15 protein-coding genes and 2 pseudogenes are annotated in these 17,305 nt (G+C 58.3%); 7 read left to right on the top strand and 10 right to left on the bottom strand.

The genetic code is table 11. From position 1 onward, the window contains the following. Nucleotides 1–77: 77 nt before the first annotated feature. A complete protein-coding gene (locus tag CH92_RS11755) occupies nt 78–1,073 on the bottom strand; it encodes a YhdH/YhfP family quinone oxidoreductase (protein WP_025241971.1) in 996 nt (331 codons plus the stop codon). Between the two features lie 10 nt (nt 1,074–1,083). Beyond that, entirely contained in the window at nt 1,084–2,109 is a 1,026-nt protein-coding gene (gene sohB, locus CH92_RS11760; RefSeq protein ID WP_025241972.1) for a protease SohB, read from the bottom strand. A gap of 181 nt (nt 2,110–2,290) precedes the next feature. On the opposite strand from sohB, the gene CH92_RS11765 reads away from it, so the two are divergent. From CH92_RS11765 to CH92_RS11790, 5 genes and pseudogenes are all read left to right on the top strand, one after another. After that, the gene (locus tag CH92_RS11765) at nt 2,291–3,001 is read left to right on the top strand and encodes a histidine phosphatase family protein (RefSeq protein ID WP_025241973.1); all 711 of its coding nucleotides are present in this window, start codon (nt 2,291–2,293) and stop codon (nt 2,999–3,001) included. A gap of 59 nt (nt 3,002–3,060) precedes the next feature. Beyond that, the gene (locus CH92_RS11770; protein ID WP_025241974.1) at nt 3,061–3,375 is read left to right on the top strand and encodes an SCP2 sterol-binding domain-containing protein; all 315 of its coding nucleotides are present in this window, start codon (nt 3,061–3,063) and stop codon (nt 3,373–3,375) included. Between the two features lie 247 nt (nt 3,376–3,622). Continuing rightward, nucleotides 3,623–4,690, top strand: a complete 1,068-nt coding sequence (locus CH92_RS11775; RefSeq protein WP_025241975.1) for a phosphotransferase family protein — start codon at nt 3,623–3,625, stop codon at nt 4,688–4,690. 24 nt (nt 4,691–4,714) lie between these two features. Beyond that, nucleotides 4,715–5,482 (top strand): SDR family oxidoreductase, encoded by a 768-nt coding sequence (locus CH92_RS11780; RefSeq protein ID WP_025241976.1) that lies wholly within the window; start codon nt 4,715–4,717, stop codon nt 5,480–5,482. A gap of 105 nt (nt 5,483–5,587) precedes the next feature. Then, nucleotides 5,588–6,812: pseudogene (locus CH92_RS11790) on the top strand (IS3 family transposase). 45 nt (nt 6,813–6,857) lie between these two features. Here the strand turns inward: CH92_RS11790 and CH92_RS11795 are convergent. Then, nucleotides 6,858–7,504, bottom strand: a pseudogene (locus tag CH92_RS11795) (hypothetical protein). 219 nt (nt 7,505–7,723) lie between these two features. On the opposite strand from CH92_RS11795, the gene CH92_RS11800 reads away from it, so the two are divergent. Beyond that, nucleotides 7,724–8,506, top strand: coding sequence for a TSUP family transporter (locus CH92_RS11800; RefSeq protein ID WP_025241977.1), 783 nt, complete (start codon nt 7,724–7,726; stop codon nt 8,504–8,506). On the opposite strand, the gene nudC is transcribed toward CH92_RS11800, so the two are convergent. The 7 genes from nudC to CH92_RS11835 form a co-directional block, all read right to left on the bottom strand. Then, the gene (gene nudC / locus CH92_RS11805) at nt 8,474–9,307 is read right to left on the bottom strand and encodes an NAD(+) diphosphatase (protein ID WP_025241978.1); all 834 of its coding nucleotides are present in this window, start codon (nt 9,305–9,307) and stop codon (nt 8,474–8,476) included. The genes CH92_RS11800 and nudC overlap by 33 nt on opposite strands. Next, entirely contained in the window at nt 9,307–10,989 is a 1,683-nt protein-coding gene (locus tag CH92_RS11810) for a hypothetical protein (RefSeq protein WP_025241979.1), read from the bottom strand. The genes nudC and CH92_RS11810 overlap by 1 nt, the downstream gene beginning before the upstream one ends. Before the next feature lie 37 nt (nt 10,990–11,026). Further along, nucleotides 11,027–11,839, bottom strand: coding sequence for a crotonase/enoyl-CoA hydratase family protein (locus CH92_RS11815; RefSeq protein WP_025241980.1), 813 nt, complete (start codon nt 11,837–11,839; stop codon nt 11,027–11,029). Nucleotides 11,840–12,034: 195 nt separating this feature from the next. Further along, nucleotides 12,035–14,287, bottom strand: coding sequence for an Orn/Lys/Arg decarboxylase N-terminal domain-containing protein (locus tag CH92_RS11820; RefSeq protein ID WP_025241981.1), 2,253 nt, complete (start codon nt 14,285–14,287; stop codon nt 12,035–12,037). 117 nt (nt 14,288–14,404) lie between these two features. Continuing rightward, on the bottom strand, nt 14,405–15,166 hold the full coding sequence (gene dnaQ, locus CH92_RS11825) for a DNA polymerase III subunit epsilon (protein WP_025241982.1): 762 nt from the start codon (nt 15,164–15,166) through the stop codon (nt 14,405–14,407). A gap of 12 nt (nt 15,167–15,178) precedes the next feature. Further along, nucleotides 15,179–15,631 carry a ribonuclease HI gene (gene rnhA / locus CH92_RS11830; protein WP_025241983.1) on the bottom strand — a complete coding sequence of 151 codons (453 nt, stop codon included), beginning with the start codon at nt 15,629–15,631 and terminating at the stop codon, nt 15,179–15,181. A gap of 17 nt (nt 15,632–15,648) precedes the next feature. Further along, on the bottom strand, nt 15,649–16,404 hold the full coding sequence (locus CH92_RS11835; protein ID WP_025241984.1) for a class I SAM-dependent methyltransferase: 756 nt from the start codon (nt 16,402–16,404) through the stop codon (nt 15,649–15,651). Between the two features lie 111 nt (nt 16,405–16,515). On the opposite strand from CH92_RS11835, the gene gloB reads away from it, so the two are divergent. Continuing rightward, nucleotides 16,516–17,295, top strand: a complete 780-nt coding sequence (gene gloB, locus CH92_RS11840; protein ID WP_025241985.1) for a hydroxyacylglutathione hydrolase — start codon at nt 16,516–16,518, stop codon at nt 17,293–17,295. Nucleotides 17,296–17,305: the final 10 nt, after the last annotated feature.

Below are 17,305 nucleotides of genomic sequence, written 5' to 3' on the forward strand. Positions count from 1 at the left end.
TCAACGCAACAAAATCGGGATTAGCTATGCGATCGATAGCCGATTAACCGAAGCCGCCCAAGCAAAGGCCCCACCCCTCATTCAAGCCGCACCAGCATTCGACCGACCTGCCGGCCCGCCAGGATTCGCTCGATCGCTTCAGGCAGATCCTCCAACGAAATCTCCTGAACCAGGTCATTCAGATTCGCCAATTTCCATTGCACGGACAATCTGTCCCACATCGATGCCTTGACCACCAGAGGGATTTCTACCGAGTCGATTCCAAGCAGATTCACCCCGCGAAGAATGAACGGCATGACATTGCCCTGAAAATTCGTCCCGGCAGTCAGCCCACAGCACGAGACGCTGGCACCACGCCGCAGCGATTTGACGACGTTAAATAGAATATCGCCGCCAACAGTATCAACTGCGCCAGCCCACCGCTCCTTGAGAAGAGGCTTGTCCGCGCCCTCCTCAAGCACCCTACGCTCAATGATCTGGTCGGCACCAAGCCGGGTGAGGAAAGCGGCTTGATCGGCCTTACCGGTCACCGCAGCGACGCTGTAACCAAGACGGGACAGCAAAGCGACCGCAATGCTGCCAACGCCACCGGTAGCACCGGTCACCAGAACTGGCGCATCGGCTGCCGGCTCAAGGCCAGCCTGTTCAAGCCTGTCTACGCAAAGTGCGGCGGTCAATCCCGCCGTTCCGAGCACCATGGCTTCGCGCAAGGAAAGCCCGGCTGGACGCTTGATCACCCATGCCGCCGGCACACGAATGAACTGGCCAAAACCGCCCGCCGTGTTCATTCCAAGGTCATACCCAGTAACGATGACTTCATCGCCTTCAGAAAACTCCGAGGCGCTCGACTCGGCAACAGTGCCGGCCGCATCGATGCCTGGTGTGTGCGGAAAGTTTCGCGTAACACCGCGGTTGCCGCCGGCCGACAAGGCATCCTTGTAGTTCAGCGATGAATAGCTGACACGAATCAGTACCTCACCCGCAGGGAGTTCATCGATTCCCCTCTCGACAACACGTGTTTCGAAACGGCCATCGGCATATTCGCTGGCTTGCAGCGCCTTGAAGCTACGCATTAGTTGCTCCTTATTGCCAGAATCGCTGTTCGTTAAGGCGTGTCCAGCCCTTCAGCAAGCCGTGCTCCACGGTGGCACTCGCTGCCATGCCGAATCGCTCCGGAAGGCTTTTTTTCTCCGCGTAATGCAACTGGAACAGATCTGCCTCGCCGGCTCGGGCTGCTAGGTATTCATCGCTTGTCTTCAATTCATCAACGAGCTGCTTGCCAAGTGCCGCGATGCCCAGCCAGACCTCACCGGTGGCTACATCATCGATCGGCAGCTGCTGGCGATAGCGAGCGACGAAGTTCTTGAACAATTCGTGGGTGGTCTCCAGATCTTCCTGGAACTTCTCCCGCCCCTTGTCGGTATTTTCACCAAGGATCGTCAGGGTACGCTTGTACTCACCTGCGGTCAGCATCTCGACATCGACGTCATGCTTCTTCAGCAATCGATGGACATTGGGCAGCTGCGCAACGACCCCGATAGAGCCGAGAATCGCAAAAGGTGCGCTGAGGATCTTCTGGCCGATACACGCCATCATGTATCCGCCGCTCGCAGCGACCTTGTCGACACACACCGTCAACGGCACACCGGCATCACGAATGCGCACCAATTGCGAGGCAGCGAGTCCGTATCCGTGAACCATGCCGCCACCGCTTTCAAGGCGCAGAACGACCTCATCCTGTGGCGTGGCCAAGGTCAGCAGCGCAGTGATTTCATGCCGAAGGTTTTCGACCGCAGACGCCTTGATATCACCATCGAAATCGAGCACGAAGACCCGCGGACGGCTTTCTGGTTTTTTCTTCGCCAGCTTGGCAGCCTTGGCTTCACGCTTGCGCTGCAGCTTGAGTTGATCCTTATCGATCAGCGATTGCTCGAGACGCTCACGCATCGATTTGTAGAAATCGTTGAGTTTGTGGACTTCCAGATGCCCCCCCGCCTGCTTGCCCCTTCCGCGCCGCAGAGTGGCGAGCGCAACTAGGATCACCAGCACAGCCGCCACCAGCGTTACGGTCTTAATCAGAAAGCTTGCATAGTCAGCAAGAAATTCCACAGATCCTCCTCAGAATATCTACGTTCGCCAGCGGAAACTCGGCATGGCATAAGCGGCCAAGCATACCGATTGCACACTCACCTGAGCCAGCGAAAGCCAATTCAAACAAACGTATGATTTATCGTTGACACTCTAGGTCGATCCCCCTACCCTCGCGAAAAACAGGGTCCCGGAGCTGAACATGGGCAGTATCTACCTGATCAGACATGGTCAGGCGTCATTCGGCGCAGAAAACTACGATGTCCTGTCGCCGCTTGGCTTTCAACAGTCAGCAGCCTTGGGGGATTACCTGGAGCAACAGGGTGTTCGTTTCGACCGCTGCGTGAGCGGAGAGTTGAGCCGGCAGCGAGATACCGCACGGGCGACCCTGGCGCGGATGGGCACTCATCATCCAGAGGAGTGCCCCATCGATATTGATCCCGCATTCAATGAGTTTCGCGCCGATGAGGTAATTCGTGCGCACATGGCCGATCTGTTGGCCGTTGAGCCTGACGCGATGCAGATATTCAGCAATGCCACCAATCACCGAGCCGAATTCCAGCGCCTGTTCAGTTACGTGATTCGTCGATGGGTCTCTGGCGAGCATGAGAAAGAAGGTCTGGAAACTTGGCAAAGCTTTATTGACCGCGTCCAGGAAGGTTTGCACCGCTTGCTCGATCAGGCAAATAAAAAGGACCACATCGCCGTTTTCACGTCTGGCGGGACCATCACCGCACTGCTTCAATTGATTATCGGCGTCCCGCCTATCAAAGCATTCGAATTGAACTGGCAGATCGTCAATACCTCCTTTAGCCGCCTTAAATTCCGCGATAACGACGTGGCGCTGGCTTCGTTCAATAGCTATGCCCACCTGGAATTACTGAAGAATCCGGAGCTCGTCACCTATCGATAAGCTCCGCCCCCGACGGCAGCCCGAGGCTGCATATTTTTCCACGATAAAAGGACAATCCGATGAGCAACGTCGACGACACCATCCAGGGCATGAAGGCCAAGTTCAACCCCAGCGCTGCCGCCGGTCTGGATCTGGTTTTCCAATTCAACATCACCGACGCGGAAAATTACTATCTGGTCGTGAAGGATGGAACCTGTGATTTCCATAAGGGCGAGTCCGCCGATGCCAACGTTACGCTGATCATGGACAGCGAAACCATGCAGGGCGTCATCAGCGGCGAAACTGACGGCATGCAGGCCTTCATGGCAGGCAAGCTGCGCGCTGAGGGCGACATGATGCTTGCGCTGAAACTGAGTGAGCTGTTCCCGGCCTGATTTTGCCGAGATGCGACACAAAAAGCCGAAGTCGAACGATTTCGGCTTTTTTGTGCGCTTTTTTAATGACGTTCGAGCATAAAGCACCTTGATTACGCAGCAACACCCCGGCCAATAACGACCGTCTTTGCTTGGTGATGCCTTAGGAGCGCATTAGATTAAGGCGGTCGGATGGTCAGATGGCATTGCAGAGCACAGTCGCCACGAACCTGCTCATCAAGACATCGCTAATAAAAAAGGGACAAGCATGGCGCTTACAGATCAGACCAGCCGCATCCGTGAAGGCGAAGAACTGCCTGCCGAAGTCATCGATCGATATCTCAAAGCCCATATTCCGGGACTTGAAGGCTCCCCACATATTTCGCAATTTCCTGGCGGTGCGTCCAACCTGACCTACCTGCTGGAGTACCCGCAGCAGGAATTCGTACTACGCCGCCCACCTTTTGGTCACAGGGCCAAGTCCGCGCACGACATGGGCCGCGAATACCGAATCCTCAATCAGCTAAACGTCGGCTTTCCGTACTGCCCGAAAGCGTACGTCCATTGCACTGACGAGGCGCTTATCGGTGCCGAGTTTTATGTCATGGAGCGCGTCAAGGGCATCATCCTGCGTGAAGACATGCCGGCTGAGCTCGGATTTACGCCAGAACAGACAGCCGCGCTGTGCAAGAGCTTCATCGACAAGTTCGTCGAGCTGCACAATGTGGACTATAGCGCTTGCGGCCTAGGCGATTTGGGCAAGCCTGAAGGTTACGTGCAACGCCAGATTACCGGCTGGATCGACCGCTACGAGCGCGCCACCACACCGGATGCTCCTGGCTGGGAGCCAGTTAAAGCCTGGTTGCGAGACAAGATGCCGGCTGACCACCACAAGCCTGGCATCGTGCACAACGACTACCGCTTCGACAATGTCATTCTCAATCCTGAGAACCCGATGGAAATCATCGGAGTCCTCGATTGGGAAATGACCACCATTGGGGACCCGCTGATGGATCTGGGCAATACGCTTGCCTACTGGATCGAGGCGACGGACCCGCCGCCCATGCAGGTGATCCGCAAACAACCCAGCAACGCCGCGGGCATGCTAACGCGCCAGCAGTTCGTCGATTACTACGCAGAGCGTGCCGGCATCCGTATCGACAATTTCGATTATTACTACACCTACGGCCTGTTCCGTCTGGCGGCTATCGTGCAGCAAATCTATTACCGCTACTTCCATGGCCAGACGCAGGACCAGCGGTTCGCCAAATTCGTGCAGATGAACATGCTGCTCGAACAGATAAGCCTGCAAGTCATCCATAAATCGAAGCTGTAACACAGCTCACCAAGAGGAACATTCATGAGCAAAACCACCCTTTTCGATCTGGATGGCAAGATCGCTTTCGTTTCTGGAGCCAGCCGTGGCATCGGCGAGGCCATCGCTAAATTGCTAGCCCAGCAAGGCGCCCACGTCATTGTCTCCAGCCGCAAAATCGAAGGTTGCCAGGCTGTCGCGGATGCGATCATCGCAGCGGGTGGCAAAGCGACGCCGGTTGCCTGCCACATCGGTGAGTTGGAGCAGATCCAGACCGTATTCGCTCAGATTCGCGAGCAATTCGGTCGTCTGGACATTCTGGTGAACAACGCAGCAACCAATCCACAGTTTTGCCACATCCTCGACACCGATGTTTCGGCTTTCCAGAAAACCGTCGACGTGAATATCCGCGGATACTTCTTCATGTCCGTCGAGGCTGGCAGACTGATGCGTGCAAATGGCGGCGGCAGCATCATCAATGTCGCTTCCATTAACGGCGTAACGCCAGGCAACTTCCAGGGCATCTATTCGGTCACCAAAGCTGCGGTGATCAATATGACCAAGGCGTTCGCCAAAGAGTGTGCACCGCAAGGCATTCGCTGTAATGCGCTGCTGCCGGGCCTGACCGACACCAAGTTCGCCTCGGCGTTAGTCAAGAACGACTCGATCCGCGAAGAAGCGCTGCGCCATATTCCACTGCATCGCGTCGCCGATCCGAGTGAGATGGCCGGCGCCGTGCTGTATCTGGCCAGCGACGCATCAAGTTACACCACAGGCCTGTCGCTCAACGTGGACGGCGGCTACCTCGCCTGATAGGCCTGAAAGTAAGAAAGGGAACCTTCAGGTTCCCTTTCTTGTTGGATGTGTCCCGTCCTGAATAGGGTTTACACCTTCTGACCTGTTTTCCAGGAGGATGCGATGGAATCAGCAGAAAGGCGTAGCCAGCGAGACTACACGATGACTTTTAAATTATCGGTCGTCGATCAGGTCGAAAAAGACGAGCTGACCTATAGAGAGGCTCAGGAGCGTTACGGGATTCAAGGCAAGACGACCGTTCTGACGTGGTTACGCAAGCACGGTCGGCAAAACTGGAATCCAGGCGCATACATCGGCTCGCCGAGGATGGGGACCATGCCCGAGCAAAACCGCCCGCTAACGCCAGAGCAACGCATCAAAGAACTTTAAGAGCAACTCAAGCTGTCCAATCAGAAAGCGCAGTTTTTCGAAGCTGTCGTGGATGTCTTGCAAACTGACTATGGTCTATCTGTCATAAAAAAGCGTCCCGGCAAGTCCTCTCGCAAAAGCGCGTCCAAACCCTGAGCATCAGCAGGGCTTGCCGGTTCATGGGGATAAGCCGACAGGCTTACTACAAGCGCAATCGCGCCGAGGTTGCGCGTCTGGCTCTGGATCAGCAAGTTAGTGATTTCGTGATGCAAAAGCGTCTGCGGCAACCCCGCATGGGACGCGCAAGCTGCATTATTTGCTGCATTGCCAGCCATGGCATCAGCTGCGAGTGGGCCGAGACCGTCTGTTTTCAATCCTGCGTGAGAGACGTTTATTGGTGTCCCGCAAGCGGGCGTATCACAAAACGACTGACAGCCATCACCGCTTCCGGCGGCATCCGAACCTGCTCAAGCCGGGTCCTGAGCAGGTAGTCCCAAGCGGCCCGGAGCAAGTCTGGGTGGCTGACATTACCTATTTGCCCACCCAAGAAGGCGTGGCCTATCTAAGCCTTGTGACGGATGCTTTTTCACGCAAGATTGTGGGCTATCACGTTCATGAAAACCTGCACACCGAGTCGGTAGCTCAGGCGTTGCGTCGAGCGGTGAGTCAACGTCAAACCGCGCAGCCGCTGATCCACCACTCGGATAGAGGTAGCCAATATTGCTCGGGAACGTACCAGGCGCTGCATGTTAAACACGGCATCAGGTGCTCGATGACGGACGGCTATGACTGTTATCAAAACGCCCTGGCAGAGCGGGTCAACGGGATATTGAAGACCGAGCTTTTGCTCAAGAGACCACAGGATTTAACCCAGGCGAAGAAGATGGTGAGCGAGTCGGTAGCAATATACAACCGCGAGCGTCCGCACCAATCTTTGAAATATCAAACGCCCGATGCGATGCACCGGACGTTTAGGTGAAACAGGTGTAAACCTATTTCAGGACTAGACAATGAAGTCTTGCTGTCACCAATCCTTCATAGCCTGTTCAGCTGCCGCATTCGCCGGTTTCGCCAGCAGACCCGTGGGTGCCATCTCAACCGCATAGGTAGCGCCGTCGGCGATTGGCAGATAGCTCACCCGTCGGGGCTGCGCCTCGAGAAACAGCGGTGCACACTGGCAGCGTTGCAACCACGCCCAGAAGTCGACGCCGAACCGGCTTTTTCCGAGCTCAACATGCGGATGGCGAGCCTGGTCCTGCTGCTCGACAGCAAGGTAACGACCGGAAAGCTTCTCCAGCCGATAGCCGGGTTTCAAACCGATCAACGTTGCCAAACCTTTCCAGTGAAGCGCACGCAGATCGAGTTGCCAAAGATCACCTTCCAGCGTGACAAAGCGGATCTGCTGGCCCTCTTCCACCTTCACCTGATAGCGCTGTTGACCGTCGGCCTGAAACGATAACGACACTAGGGGTGCGTCCTGCTCCAGTGCCTTATAAGTGGTGACGTCCCAGGCGATCAAGCCAATCAAACCACCCAGTGCGAGGATCAACATCCCGACAGTGCCTTGCAGCCACCCAACAACCAGTGGCGACGGACCAGCATACGCACCGCTATCAGCGCAGTGATCAGCGCAAGCAACGCGACAACCACTGCAAGCCCCAGATATTGCATCGCCACATTCCCGGAAAATTTGACGGAACATTATCGACAGCGCTACGGAGGGCAGCCAGCAGCAGATAGAAACGCTGACTACGAGTCGACATTCTGTTGTCGTTGCGTCATGGCCGAAACGACCGAAGCCGCGTCTAACCAGCTCGCGATTGGCTTGCAGCAGCGCAAGCGGCATCATGCCCCGCCTGTCTTCACCGATTTGCTCACGAGTGACACTGCATGCCAATGCTTGAATTTGCCACGGACCCGCTGGTACTGGCCGCTCTGATGGCCGTTGCCTTCTTTGCAGGATTCATCGATGCGATCGCTGGGGGTGGTGGCCTATTGACCCTACCCGCATTGCTCACAGCCGGCTTGCCGCCACATCTGGTTCTGGGTACCAACAAATTGTGTGCGACCTTCGGCTCGGCCACGGCAAGCTTCACCTTTTACCGCCGCAAGCTCTTCGACCCCAGACAATGGCGATTCGCGCTCATGGCTACTGCCATAGGCGCGGCATTGGGCGCGGGATTGGCGCATCTGATCCCCGCCCGCTGGCTTAATCAGATGCTGCCCTTGGTGGTCTTCGCCTGTGGGTTGTACCTGCTGTTCGGTCGCGTGCCGATCACGCCTCGAGAAGATGCAGCGTTGATCGGCAGGCGCCGACAATGGCCGCAAGGGCTGACATTGGGTTTTTACGACGGCGTGGCCGGCCCCGGTACGGGGGCCTTCTGGACCGTCAGCAACATGCTGATCTACCCGCTCGACCTGCTCAAGGCCAGCGGTGTGGCGCGCAGCATGAATTTCGTCAGCAATGGTGTTGCGCTTGCCGTGTTCGTGATTAGTGGCCAGGTTGCCTGGGCATTGGGGATCGGCATGGGGCTCGCATTGATGGTTGGTGCCTATCTGGGGGCACGCACAGCGATCCAGGGTGGATCGAAGTTCATTCGACCGATCTTTATCTCGGTCGTGCTTGCATTGAGCCTGAGATTAGCTTGGCAGCACTGGTTCGGGGCGGCCTGAACGTCGAGCCAGGTACAGCTCGATCAAGTAACGCGCAATGGATTTTGCTGCCGGCAGTGCTGGCAGATCGTGGATGGAGAACCAGCCGGCGTCTTCGATCTCTTCAGGCTGCATGACAATCTCGCCCGATGCATATTCCGCGTGGAAGCCAAGCATCAACGAGTGCGGAAACGGCCAGCCCTGGCTGCAGATGTAGCGAGGCTCCTGAATCAAAACGCCGACCTCCTCGTGCACTTCGCGCCGGACGCACTGCTCGACCGATTCGCCGGGCTCAACGAAGCCTGCCAGCGTGCTGTATACACCCGGCGCGAAGCGTGGTGAACGTGCCAGCAGCAACTCGTCGCCACGCGTCACCAGAACGATCATGCTCGGAGATATGCGCGGGTAATGATGAATGCCGCAGCTCTCGCACTGCATCGCCCGCTCTGTCGGATGTTGACGCATCGGGTTGCCACAGCTACCGCAGAAGCGATGATGACTGGCCCAGGTACCAATCTGCGCAGCGAAGCCGAGCATACGGAACCTGTCTACATCATCGTCCTGCATCATGAACTGACGCAGGCCCTGCCAGGCAGCACCAGGCACTTCGGCAGGGTGAGCCAACTCCAACAGAAACACCGAATCGCCCTCGAAGTAACCCAGGCCCTGTTCACTGAGCACAGGTAATTCGAGCCGCTTGAGCCAGCCTCTCGGAAACAGCACGCCGTTGGCATCAAAAAGGAAACCCTGCTGGCAATGCACAACGGCCCATCCGCCTTCGCTTGAGGGATCGAGCAGTGCAGGCTGCCAGCGCAGGTCCATCAGGCAGCCACCGGAAGGCCCAACGCGCGGACGCTCTCGGACGCAATATCCAAGACACTGGCGCGAGAGTCGTCGCGCCGCAGTATCGCGCCACCGTCGAGGTAGTACTCGAGGCTGGTCAAGGCATCGGCAAGGGTTTCGAGCATCTGCTCTGGAGGCATCTGCACGCCTTCGAGCATCTGCTTCTGAATGAAGTCGGCGCATGCGCCGATCAGCTCGGCAGCCCGATCCTGTTCAAGGAAACGCAACCCGCCTCGAACCGCCATCAAGCTGAACGGGACGTTGGCCAGATGCAGCTTTTCCCCATTGGACTCCAGATAGGCTGTGATAGCGCGCTTGGCCAACGCCAGGCCCGCGGTCGCTTCGCCGATCACAACAATGCAGGCCTCCGTGAGTTGATGATTGGCAAAGGCTTCAGCTTCCTGGCCCGGTTGTGCAATCTGAGGCCGCGATTCACGGCGCTCCCCGCGCTCCAGGCTTGCCACCATGCTCTCGACATAGAGCACTGCGTCGGCTAGCTTCAGCAACGCTTGGGAATCCGGCGCCTGTTCGGTGCTCCAACCAGAGACCGTGGCAAGCTGTGCGTGCAAGGTGCTCGAGGCAGAAGACAGGCCTACCATGCCCAGGGTTTTCGCCAGCTTGCCCAACAGGCTGTGCAGATTTGCGTACGATTCGCTCGGCGCCGTCTGCCTTTCGATGAGGTCCAGCAGATCCTTGAGACTCGCCAGTTCTTCACGAATGGCCGATGACAGCGAGCGCATCACTGCCTGGCCGGGCCCGGCGAGGCGCTGGGACTCGTCCTCGAGCAGATGATCGGTAAAGGGCAGCGGGCCAAGCGAGAATGTCTCCCGAACCTGAGTGGCCATGGGCCCGCTGCTCTCCGCCAGCGCAACCAGATATAGCAATTCCTTGAGCAGGACACGCGGAGGCTCGTACGCCGCGGTGCTGTTGATTTGCCGAAGCTCCCGGTCGAGCCTGGAAAACAGTTGCTTGCGTGATTGACGCGGTAGCAGCTGGCCATCCAGCTGGGCCTCCAACGCCGCCCCCCCCAGCCAACACAGGCGACCAGCAGACGTATTGGCGAACAGCAGATCCAATCGACTGAGGGCTCGCGCCATGAGCTTGAGGCTCGCGGGAGCGTTATCTTCGCGAATGAAACCCAGCAGACCGACCTGGTACATCTGTCTTAAGCGGCGCGCTTCGGTCATCCGCGCGGCAGGCTCTCGCACTGCCGCCACCACCGGTGGTCGCGCATGATCGAGTCGGGCACTGAAGAAGAAACTCTCGGCTAACGGCGACTGCGCACTGACGAGCCGCAGCGCGTTGATCGGTGGCAGGAGCAGTTCCGGCATTTCCTGACGGCTGGCATCAACGCTCTCAAGATAGCGCCCGAGCACGTACAGGGCATTACTCAGCGCTGCCAGCTGGGTATCCCGCTCCTCGCCTGCGCCAACCGGAATATCGGTGGCGAGCTGGAGTATTTCCTGCGCGAGCAGCTCGGCCCCGGTCAACTCGATGAGCTTGAGGGTTCCGCGAACCTGCTTGAGGTTCTCGACGGCCTGCTGCAGCAGACTGCCGTTGTTTCGATCGATGATGAAATGCTCGAGGCCCTGCTCGGCTTCCTCCATGGTTGCGAATAACTCATCGCGGACCAGGCTGAGTGAAGTAGCTCCGGTAACCATGCCTAGCGCGCCTCCCGCGCAACGTTTAGATGATGCATCAGTCAGCGAAATCCGGTTTCTGTTTGCTCATATGGGCAGCCATTGCCACCTTGAGGTCTGCCGACTGAAGCATTGCAGCATTCCACGTGGCGATGTATTCGAGACCGTCATCTACACGGTGATCACGCATATAGCGGATCATCTCCTTGGTGCCACGAATCGCCACCGGCGACTTCGCAGCGATATCGCCTGCGAGGGCGAACACCGCGGCCATCAGCGCCGGCTGATCGGCATAGGCTCGATTCACCAAACCCATGGTCTGCGCTTCCTGGCCGTCAACGGTGCGTCCGGTATAGGCAAGCTCGCGCATCATCCCATCACCGATGATTCGCGGTAACCGTTGCAGCGTTCCGACATCAGCCGCCATGCCCATGTCGATCTCCTTGATGGAAAACTGCGCGTCGAGCGTGCTGTAACGCATGTCGCAGGCAGTGATCAGATCGATCGCGCCACCGATGCAATATCCTTGGATGGCCGCGATAACCGGCTTGCGGCAACTGTCCACAGCATTGAACGACGCTTGCAGCGTGAGGATCTGACGGCGCAGGCGCTCAGCGTTGCGTCCGACGTCGGCCCCCATCTGGGTTGCGGCTTGCGCCAATAGCTGCAGATCGATACCGGCCGAAAAATGTTTACCCTCGCCTGACAGCACCACCACCCGGACATCGTCCGTATCGTCGATCCAGTTAAAAATATCGACGATCTCGCTCCAGAACGCAGCGTTCATGGCATTGACCTTGTCAGGTCGATTGATCGCCACATGAGCGATCTTGTCCTTCAACTCCACACGGAAGGCTTGGTACTCGGTCACGCTATCATCCTCGACAGCCGAGGCACTTATGTGCCTTAAACAGGTTGGACAGGCCCTACGCAGGGACCGTTCTCAGCCGAACAACTATAACAACAGCGGGGTGAAAGTCGATGAGGGACGTTGTGAAGCAGCCCACGCCCTTGCACATCATCGGCTTTGACATCCCGCTATCGCGGCTCAATGCCGAGTATTCGCCTATTCCTCGAGGATGCAATCGACCGTATACCGCGTTCCGCCAGGATGCTCTTCATGCTGCAGCCCATGCACATCGGCGTCGAAACCGGGGAAACGCGCGGCGAAGCGTTGGGCGAAAGCAAGGTAGTCGAGTATTGAGCGCGTCTCGGCAGTAAACCGCTCGCCCGGCATGATCAGGGGAATACCTGGCGGGTACGGCACCAGCATCACCGCGGCGATACGGCCTTCGAGCGCTTCGATGGGTACCGCTTCGACCTCTCCTCGGACCAGCTTGTCGTAGGCATCGGCCGGTTTTATCGCCAGCGCCGGTAGCGCCGTATACATTCGCCGCATGGCTTTTGCGGTGGCGTTGTCGCGGTAGCACTCGTGCAGGGAATCACACAGATCGCGTAGCCCCATCCCGGCGTAATGGCTGCCACCGACCTGTGCGACGGTCGGCAAGGCATCGCACAAGGGCACGTTATGGTCGTAGTGCCTTTTGAACTCCAACAATTCAGTCAGCAACGTGCTCCATTTGCCCTTGGTGATCCCCATGGAGAACAGCACCAGGATCGAATAAAGACCGGTCTTCTCGACAACCAGCCCCCGCTCCCAGAGAAACTTGCTGACAACCGCAGCGGGGATGCCCCGATCACTCAGCTTACCGCCAGCGGTGAGGCCAGGTGTGACCAGCGTAACCTTGATCGGGTCAAGCAATACGTAGTCATCCGCCACATCACCGAAACCATGCCAGTCAGCTTCCGGCTCCAGTAGCCAGTCAGCTGTAACCAGCTCGTCCGCTCCATCCGCCGCGGAGGGTTGCCAGATACTGAACCACCAATCGTCCGGCGCCAGATGCTGGCGGAGATTGGCCAGCGCCCGGCGGAAACTCAGCGCCTCGTCGAAGGTTTCCTGTATCAGAGAGCGCCCGGCGGGGCCTTCCATCATCGCCGAGGCTACATCGAGCGAGGCGAGAATGCCGTATTGCGGAGACGTCGAGATATGCATCATGAAGGCTTCGTTGAAGCGATCCCGATCCAACTGCCGCTGTTGACTGTCGAGCACATGGATCATCGAGGCCTGGCTGAAGGCCGCCAACACCTTGTGCGTCGAATGCGTGGTGAACACCAGAGGCCCTTGCTCGCGCGTATCCATGCCATAGCGGCCATCGTAAAACTCGTGAAAGGCTGCGTAGGCATACCAGGCCTCGTCGAAGTGCAAGACATCGACACTGTTGCCCAAGGTGCGCTTGATCAGGTTGGCGTTGTAGCAGAGACCGTCGTAGGTTGAATTGGTGACCACAGCCAGTTTGACCCGCGGTGGTCGTCCGCGAGCCAGCGGATTCGCATCGACCTTGGCCTGAATCGATTCCGGGGAGAATTCTTCGAGAGGAATCGGACCGATGATACCGAGTTCGTTGCGCGACGGTGTCAGGTAGAGCGGAATCGCCCCGGTCATGATGATCGAGTGCAGTATCGATTTGTGGCAGTTGCGGTCCACCAGGACCAGGTCATCCCGCGCCACCATCGAGTGCCAGACGATCTTGTTCGCCGTCGAAGTGCCATTGATCACGAAGAACGTATGGTCCGCACCGAAGTTGCGTGCCGCACGAGCCTCGGCCGCCGCCAGCGGCCCGGTGTGGTCAAGCAGCGAGCCGAGCTCCGGCACCGAGACCGACAGATCGGAACGCAGGGTGTTCTCGCCGAAGAATTGATGGAAAGCCTGGCCGACCGGGCTCTTGCGAAACGCAACGCCACCGCCATGACCCGGTGTGTGCCACGAGTAGTTGGAGTCACCGGTATGCTGAACCAGCGCGCGGAAAAACGGCGGTAGCAGGCCGTCCAGATAGCTCCGGGCAGCCCGGGCGACCTGCCGAGCCAGGAACGGAACGGTGTCTTCGAACAGGTAGAGCAACCCGCGCAACTCGTTCAGGTCCGCCATCGCTTCGGCCGGAGCATTTTCGATGGTGATCTGCTCACCAAGCGCAAAGATCGGCAATTGTGGAGCGCGCCGCCGCGCGACGCGAATCAGGCCCACTACATCCTGCAGCAACCGCTGATTTTCCCCGGCGCCCTCGGCAGCCACCAGGATACAAGCCAAACCGTGGTGTGTGGATGCGACGATGCGGCCTTCGGCGGAACTTCCGGTAGGGAGAATATGAAAGCCGTCGCGTTCGAGCTCGACGGCTATCTCGCGGACCCGCTCGCCGGCGACGGTATCGGCTTTGATGTCGCGATGAACGATGAGGATGGGAAACTTGAGGTCTTTATACATGGGTGCTTCCTAAGGGCGTTCTCCCTCCAGCGTAGAAGGTCCGCCCCCAAGCACCAAGCGTGTAATGTGACGACACTGTGTCGCAATGACGAAGCGCGCGTCTCCAACGATCTAGACTCAGGCCGGCAGGGCTTCAGTCTCGATTTCGGCAGGCTGTTCCAGTTGCACCCAGAGCGGCGTCGCGCCCGCGGCCTTTTCGATGGCCTGCATGCGTGCTGCATGCGCGGCGACTTCGCCGGAGTTGGCGCGGATAACCAACGTACTGGGGCGATCGCCCGGCAGCCGGCGGATTGGCGTCGCCTGTCGCCGACCGCCGTTTTCAGAGTCGGCGCCCTCACCTGCCAGGGACAGGTTGGTCTGCCCGCCGGTCATGGTCAGGTAAACGTCGGCAAGGATCTCGGCATCGAGCAGTGCGCCGTGCAAGTCACGACCAGAGTTGTCGACGCCGTAGCGCTTGCACAGCGCATCGAGGCTGTTGCGCTGCCCCGGATGACGCTCGCGAGCCATCAGCAATGTATCGAGTATGCCGCAGTGATCGCTCAGTTCCGCACGGTCCTGTTGTCCAAGCAGGGCGAACTCATTGTTGATGAAGCCGACGTCGAACGCGGCGTTATGAATGATCAGCTGCGCGCCCTTGATGAACTCAAAGAACTCATCGGCTACATCCTTGAACCGGGGCTTGTCAGTGAGAAACTCATTGGTGATGCCGTGAACGGCGATGGCGCCCTCGTCCACTTCACGGTCCGGCTGAAGGTACACGTGATAATGGCGACCCGTAAGGCGTCGGCCGATGACCTCAACACAGCCAATCTCGATGATCCGGTGCCCATCGGTCACCGGCATGCCAGTGGTTTCGGTGTCCAGCACTACGCTACGCATGTTTCAACTCACTTAAGCGGTTTGTCGTTTGGCCTGTACCACGCCACGATTGGCCAGGACATCGGCGCGTTCGTTTCCCGGGTGGCCAGTGTGCCCACGCACCCATTGCCAGCTCACCTGGTGGCGGCTGACCTGTTCATCCAACAGACGCCACAGATCGGCGTTCTTTACCGGCTGCTTGGCAGCGGTCTTCCAGCCACGCTTCTTCCAGTTGGGCATCCAGTCATTGATGCCTTGCATGACATATTGGGAGTCGGTCACCAACTTGACCTGGCAAGGTCTTTTCAGCTCTTCCAGTGCACGGATCGCCGCCATCAGCTCCATTCGGTTATTGGTGGTTTCCGCTTCGCCGCCCCACAGCTCACGCTCAACGCCCTTGTATACAAGTAGCGCGCCCCAGCCACCGGGACCCGGATTACCCTTGCAGGCGCCATCCGTGTATATCTCGACCGTTTCATCACTCATGAAGGATTATTTGCCCTTTACTGTTCGGCATCGCGGCGGCTGACTTTCGCCACCGGCATTGGCAGCAGCTGGCCCATACGCTCCCGACGGCTCTGTCGCAAAGGTCGCAGACCCACCATCAACTTTCGCGCCACCAATAGGTAAAAACCGCCGGTCGGCATCTGCAGTCGTTGGCCAACGACTTCCAGCCCAGATAATCTCGTCTGCCACTGACCCGAAGAAAGCGGCGGACAATAGCACCCGAACCGACGTTTCTCCAGCGCGAATCCAAGCAGGTTCAACCAGTCCCCGACGCGTGTGGGCCGAATGCAGCGTGCATGGCGAAAGGCCTTTCGCGATAGCAGGCGCGTCGCGCCCCAGGCGCTCCACGGATTGACGCCGACGATCAATAAGTGCCCGCCCGGTCTGACGCTACGCGCCGCCTCGCGCAGCAACGCGTGCGGCGACAAACTGAAATCAAGGCCGTGCTGAACCACTACGACATCAGCGGCATGCTCACCGATCGGCCAGTTTTGCTCTTCACAAACGATCTCGACGCCTTCGAGCGGCGGACCCAGCCGGACGCTGCGCTTGATTTTCTGCGGTTCAATCGGAGTATTGGCGAAGGGCCCGTAGTGCACCAGGTAGCTGCCGAAACAGCGTGACAACTCCTGACTGATCACACGCTGTTCCTGCTCCAGCAGCTGTCGACCCGGTGGACTATCGAACCAGGCACTGGCCTCGTTCATCAGCGACAGCCAATGTTCATCCGACTTGGTACAAGACTCACTCATGGCTAGCCTCCGTTCATCGGCTGGGTCGTTCCGATCGGAGCTACCGGCCGGTTCAATTTTCCAATACGGCTGTTAGGATGCGCTTTTGCTAATGACTTGGCGACCATACATATGTTGAAGATAGAAGCTCTGCCCGCCTTCACGGACAACTACATATGGATGCTGCAGGATCCCCAAAGCCGCCTCTGCGCGGCGGTGGACCCGGGCGAAGCCGGTCCCGTGCAAAGCTGGCTGGACGCCCGTCCCGATTGGCGCCTGACCGACATTCTGATCACCCACCACCACCACGATCACGTTGGCGGCGTACAACAACTCAAGACAACGCACGCGGCGAAGGTCCATGGTCCGGCTGCAGAAAATATTCCTGCCATGGACAACGCCCTGGTTGAAGGGCAGCGCATCCGTATCCTTGATCACGAACTAGAGGTGATCGAGGTGCCCGGGCATACCAGCGGCCACATCGCCTACTTCCACGCCGACGCGCGGGAACCCTGGCTACTGAGTGGAGACACCTTGTTCGCCGCAGGCTGCGGCCGCCTTTTCGAGGGCACCGCAGCCCAGATGTTCAGCTCTCTGCAACGGCTGATGACCTTGCCTGCGTCCACCAAAGTGTACTGCGCCCATGAGTACACGCTAAGCAATCTGCGGTTTGCCCAAGCGGTCGAGCCGGACAATCTGGAGATTGCCGGGCGCCTCGAAAAGGTTATTCGTTTGCGCGAGGCAAAACGTATCACCCTCCCCTCTGATCTGCGCATCGAGCAGGAGACCAACCCGTTCCTGCGCAGCGCGGAGACCACCGTCGCGGCGACAGCAAGTCGGCATGCGGGCCGCCAATTGCCCACGCCAGAGAGCGTTTTCGCGGCACTGCGCGCCTGGAAAGACAGCTTCTGACGAAAAGTCG

The organism is Stutzerimonas stutzeri (genome assembly GCF_000590475.1).
In the GTDB taxonomy this organism is placed as follows: domain Bacteria; phylum Pseudomonadota; class Gammaproteobacteria; order Pseudomonadales; family Pseudomonadaceae; genus Stutzerimonas; species Stutzerimonas stutzeri_D.

Bases quoted from the DNA above. Each gene is read 5' to 3' on its own strand.
- CH92_RS11770 (WP_025241974.1), top strand. From the start codon at position 3,061: ATGAGCAACGTCGACGACACCATCCAGGGCATGAAGGCCAAGTTCAAC.
- CH92_RS11780 (WP_025241976.1), top strand. From the start codon at position 4,715: ATGAGCAAAACCACCCTTTTCGATCTGGATGGCAAGATCGCTTTCGTT.
- dnaQ (WP_025241982.1), bottom strand. From the start codon at position 15,166: ATGCGTAGCGTAGTGCTGGACACCGAAACCACTGGCATGCCGGTGACC.
- gloB (WP_025241985.1), top strand. From the start codon at position 16,516: ATGTTGAAGATAGAAGCTCTGCCCGCCTTCACGGACAACTACATATGG.
- CH92_RS11810 (WP_025241979.1), bottom strand. From the start codon at position 10,989: ATGGTTACCGGAGCTACTTCACTCAGCCTGGTCCGCGATGAGTTATTC.
- nudC (WP_025241978.1), bottom strand. From the start codon at position 9,307: ATGGACCTGCGCTGGCAGCCTGCACTGCTCGATCCCTCAAGCGAAGGC.
- CH92_RS11835 (WP_025241984.1), bottom strand. From the start codon at position 16,404: ATGAGTGAGTCTTGTACCAAGTCGGATGAACATTGGCTGTCGCTGATG.
- CH92_RS11755 (WP_025241971.1), bottom strand. From the start codon at position 1,073: ATGCGTAGCTTCAAGGCGCTGCAAGCCAGCGAATATGCCGATGGCCGT.
- CH92_RS11775 (WP_025241975.1), top strand. From the start codon at position 3,623: ATGGCGCTTACAGATCAGACCAGCCGCATCCGTGAAGGCGAAGAACTG.
- CH92_RS11820 (WP_025241981.1), bottom strand. From the start codon at position 14,287: ATGTATAAAGACCTCAAGTTTCCCATCCTCATCGTTCATCGCGACATC.
- CH92_RS11800 (WP_025241977.1), top strand. From the start codon at position 7,724: ATGCCAATGCTTGAATTTGCCACGGACCCGCTGGTACTGGCCGCTCTG.
- CH92_RS11765 (WP_025241973.1), top strand. From the start codon at position 2,291: ATGGGCAGTATCTACCTGATCAGACATGGTCAGGCGTCATTCGGCGCA.
- rnhA (WP_025241983.1), bottom strand. From the start codon at position 15,631: ATGAGTGATGAAACGGTCGAGATATACACGGATGGCGCCTGCAAGGGT.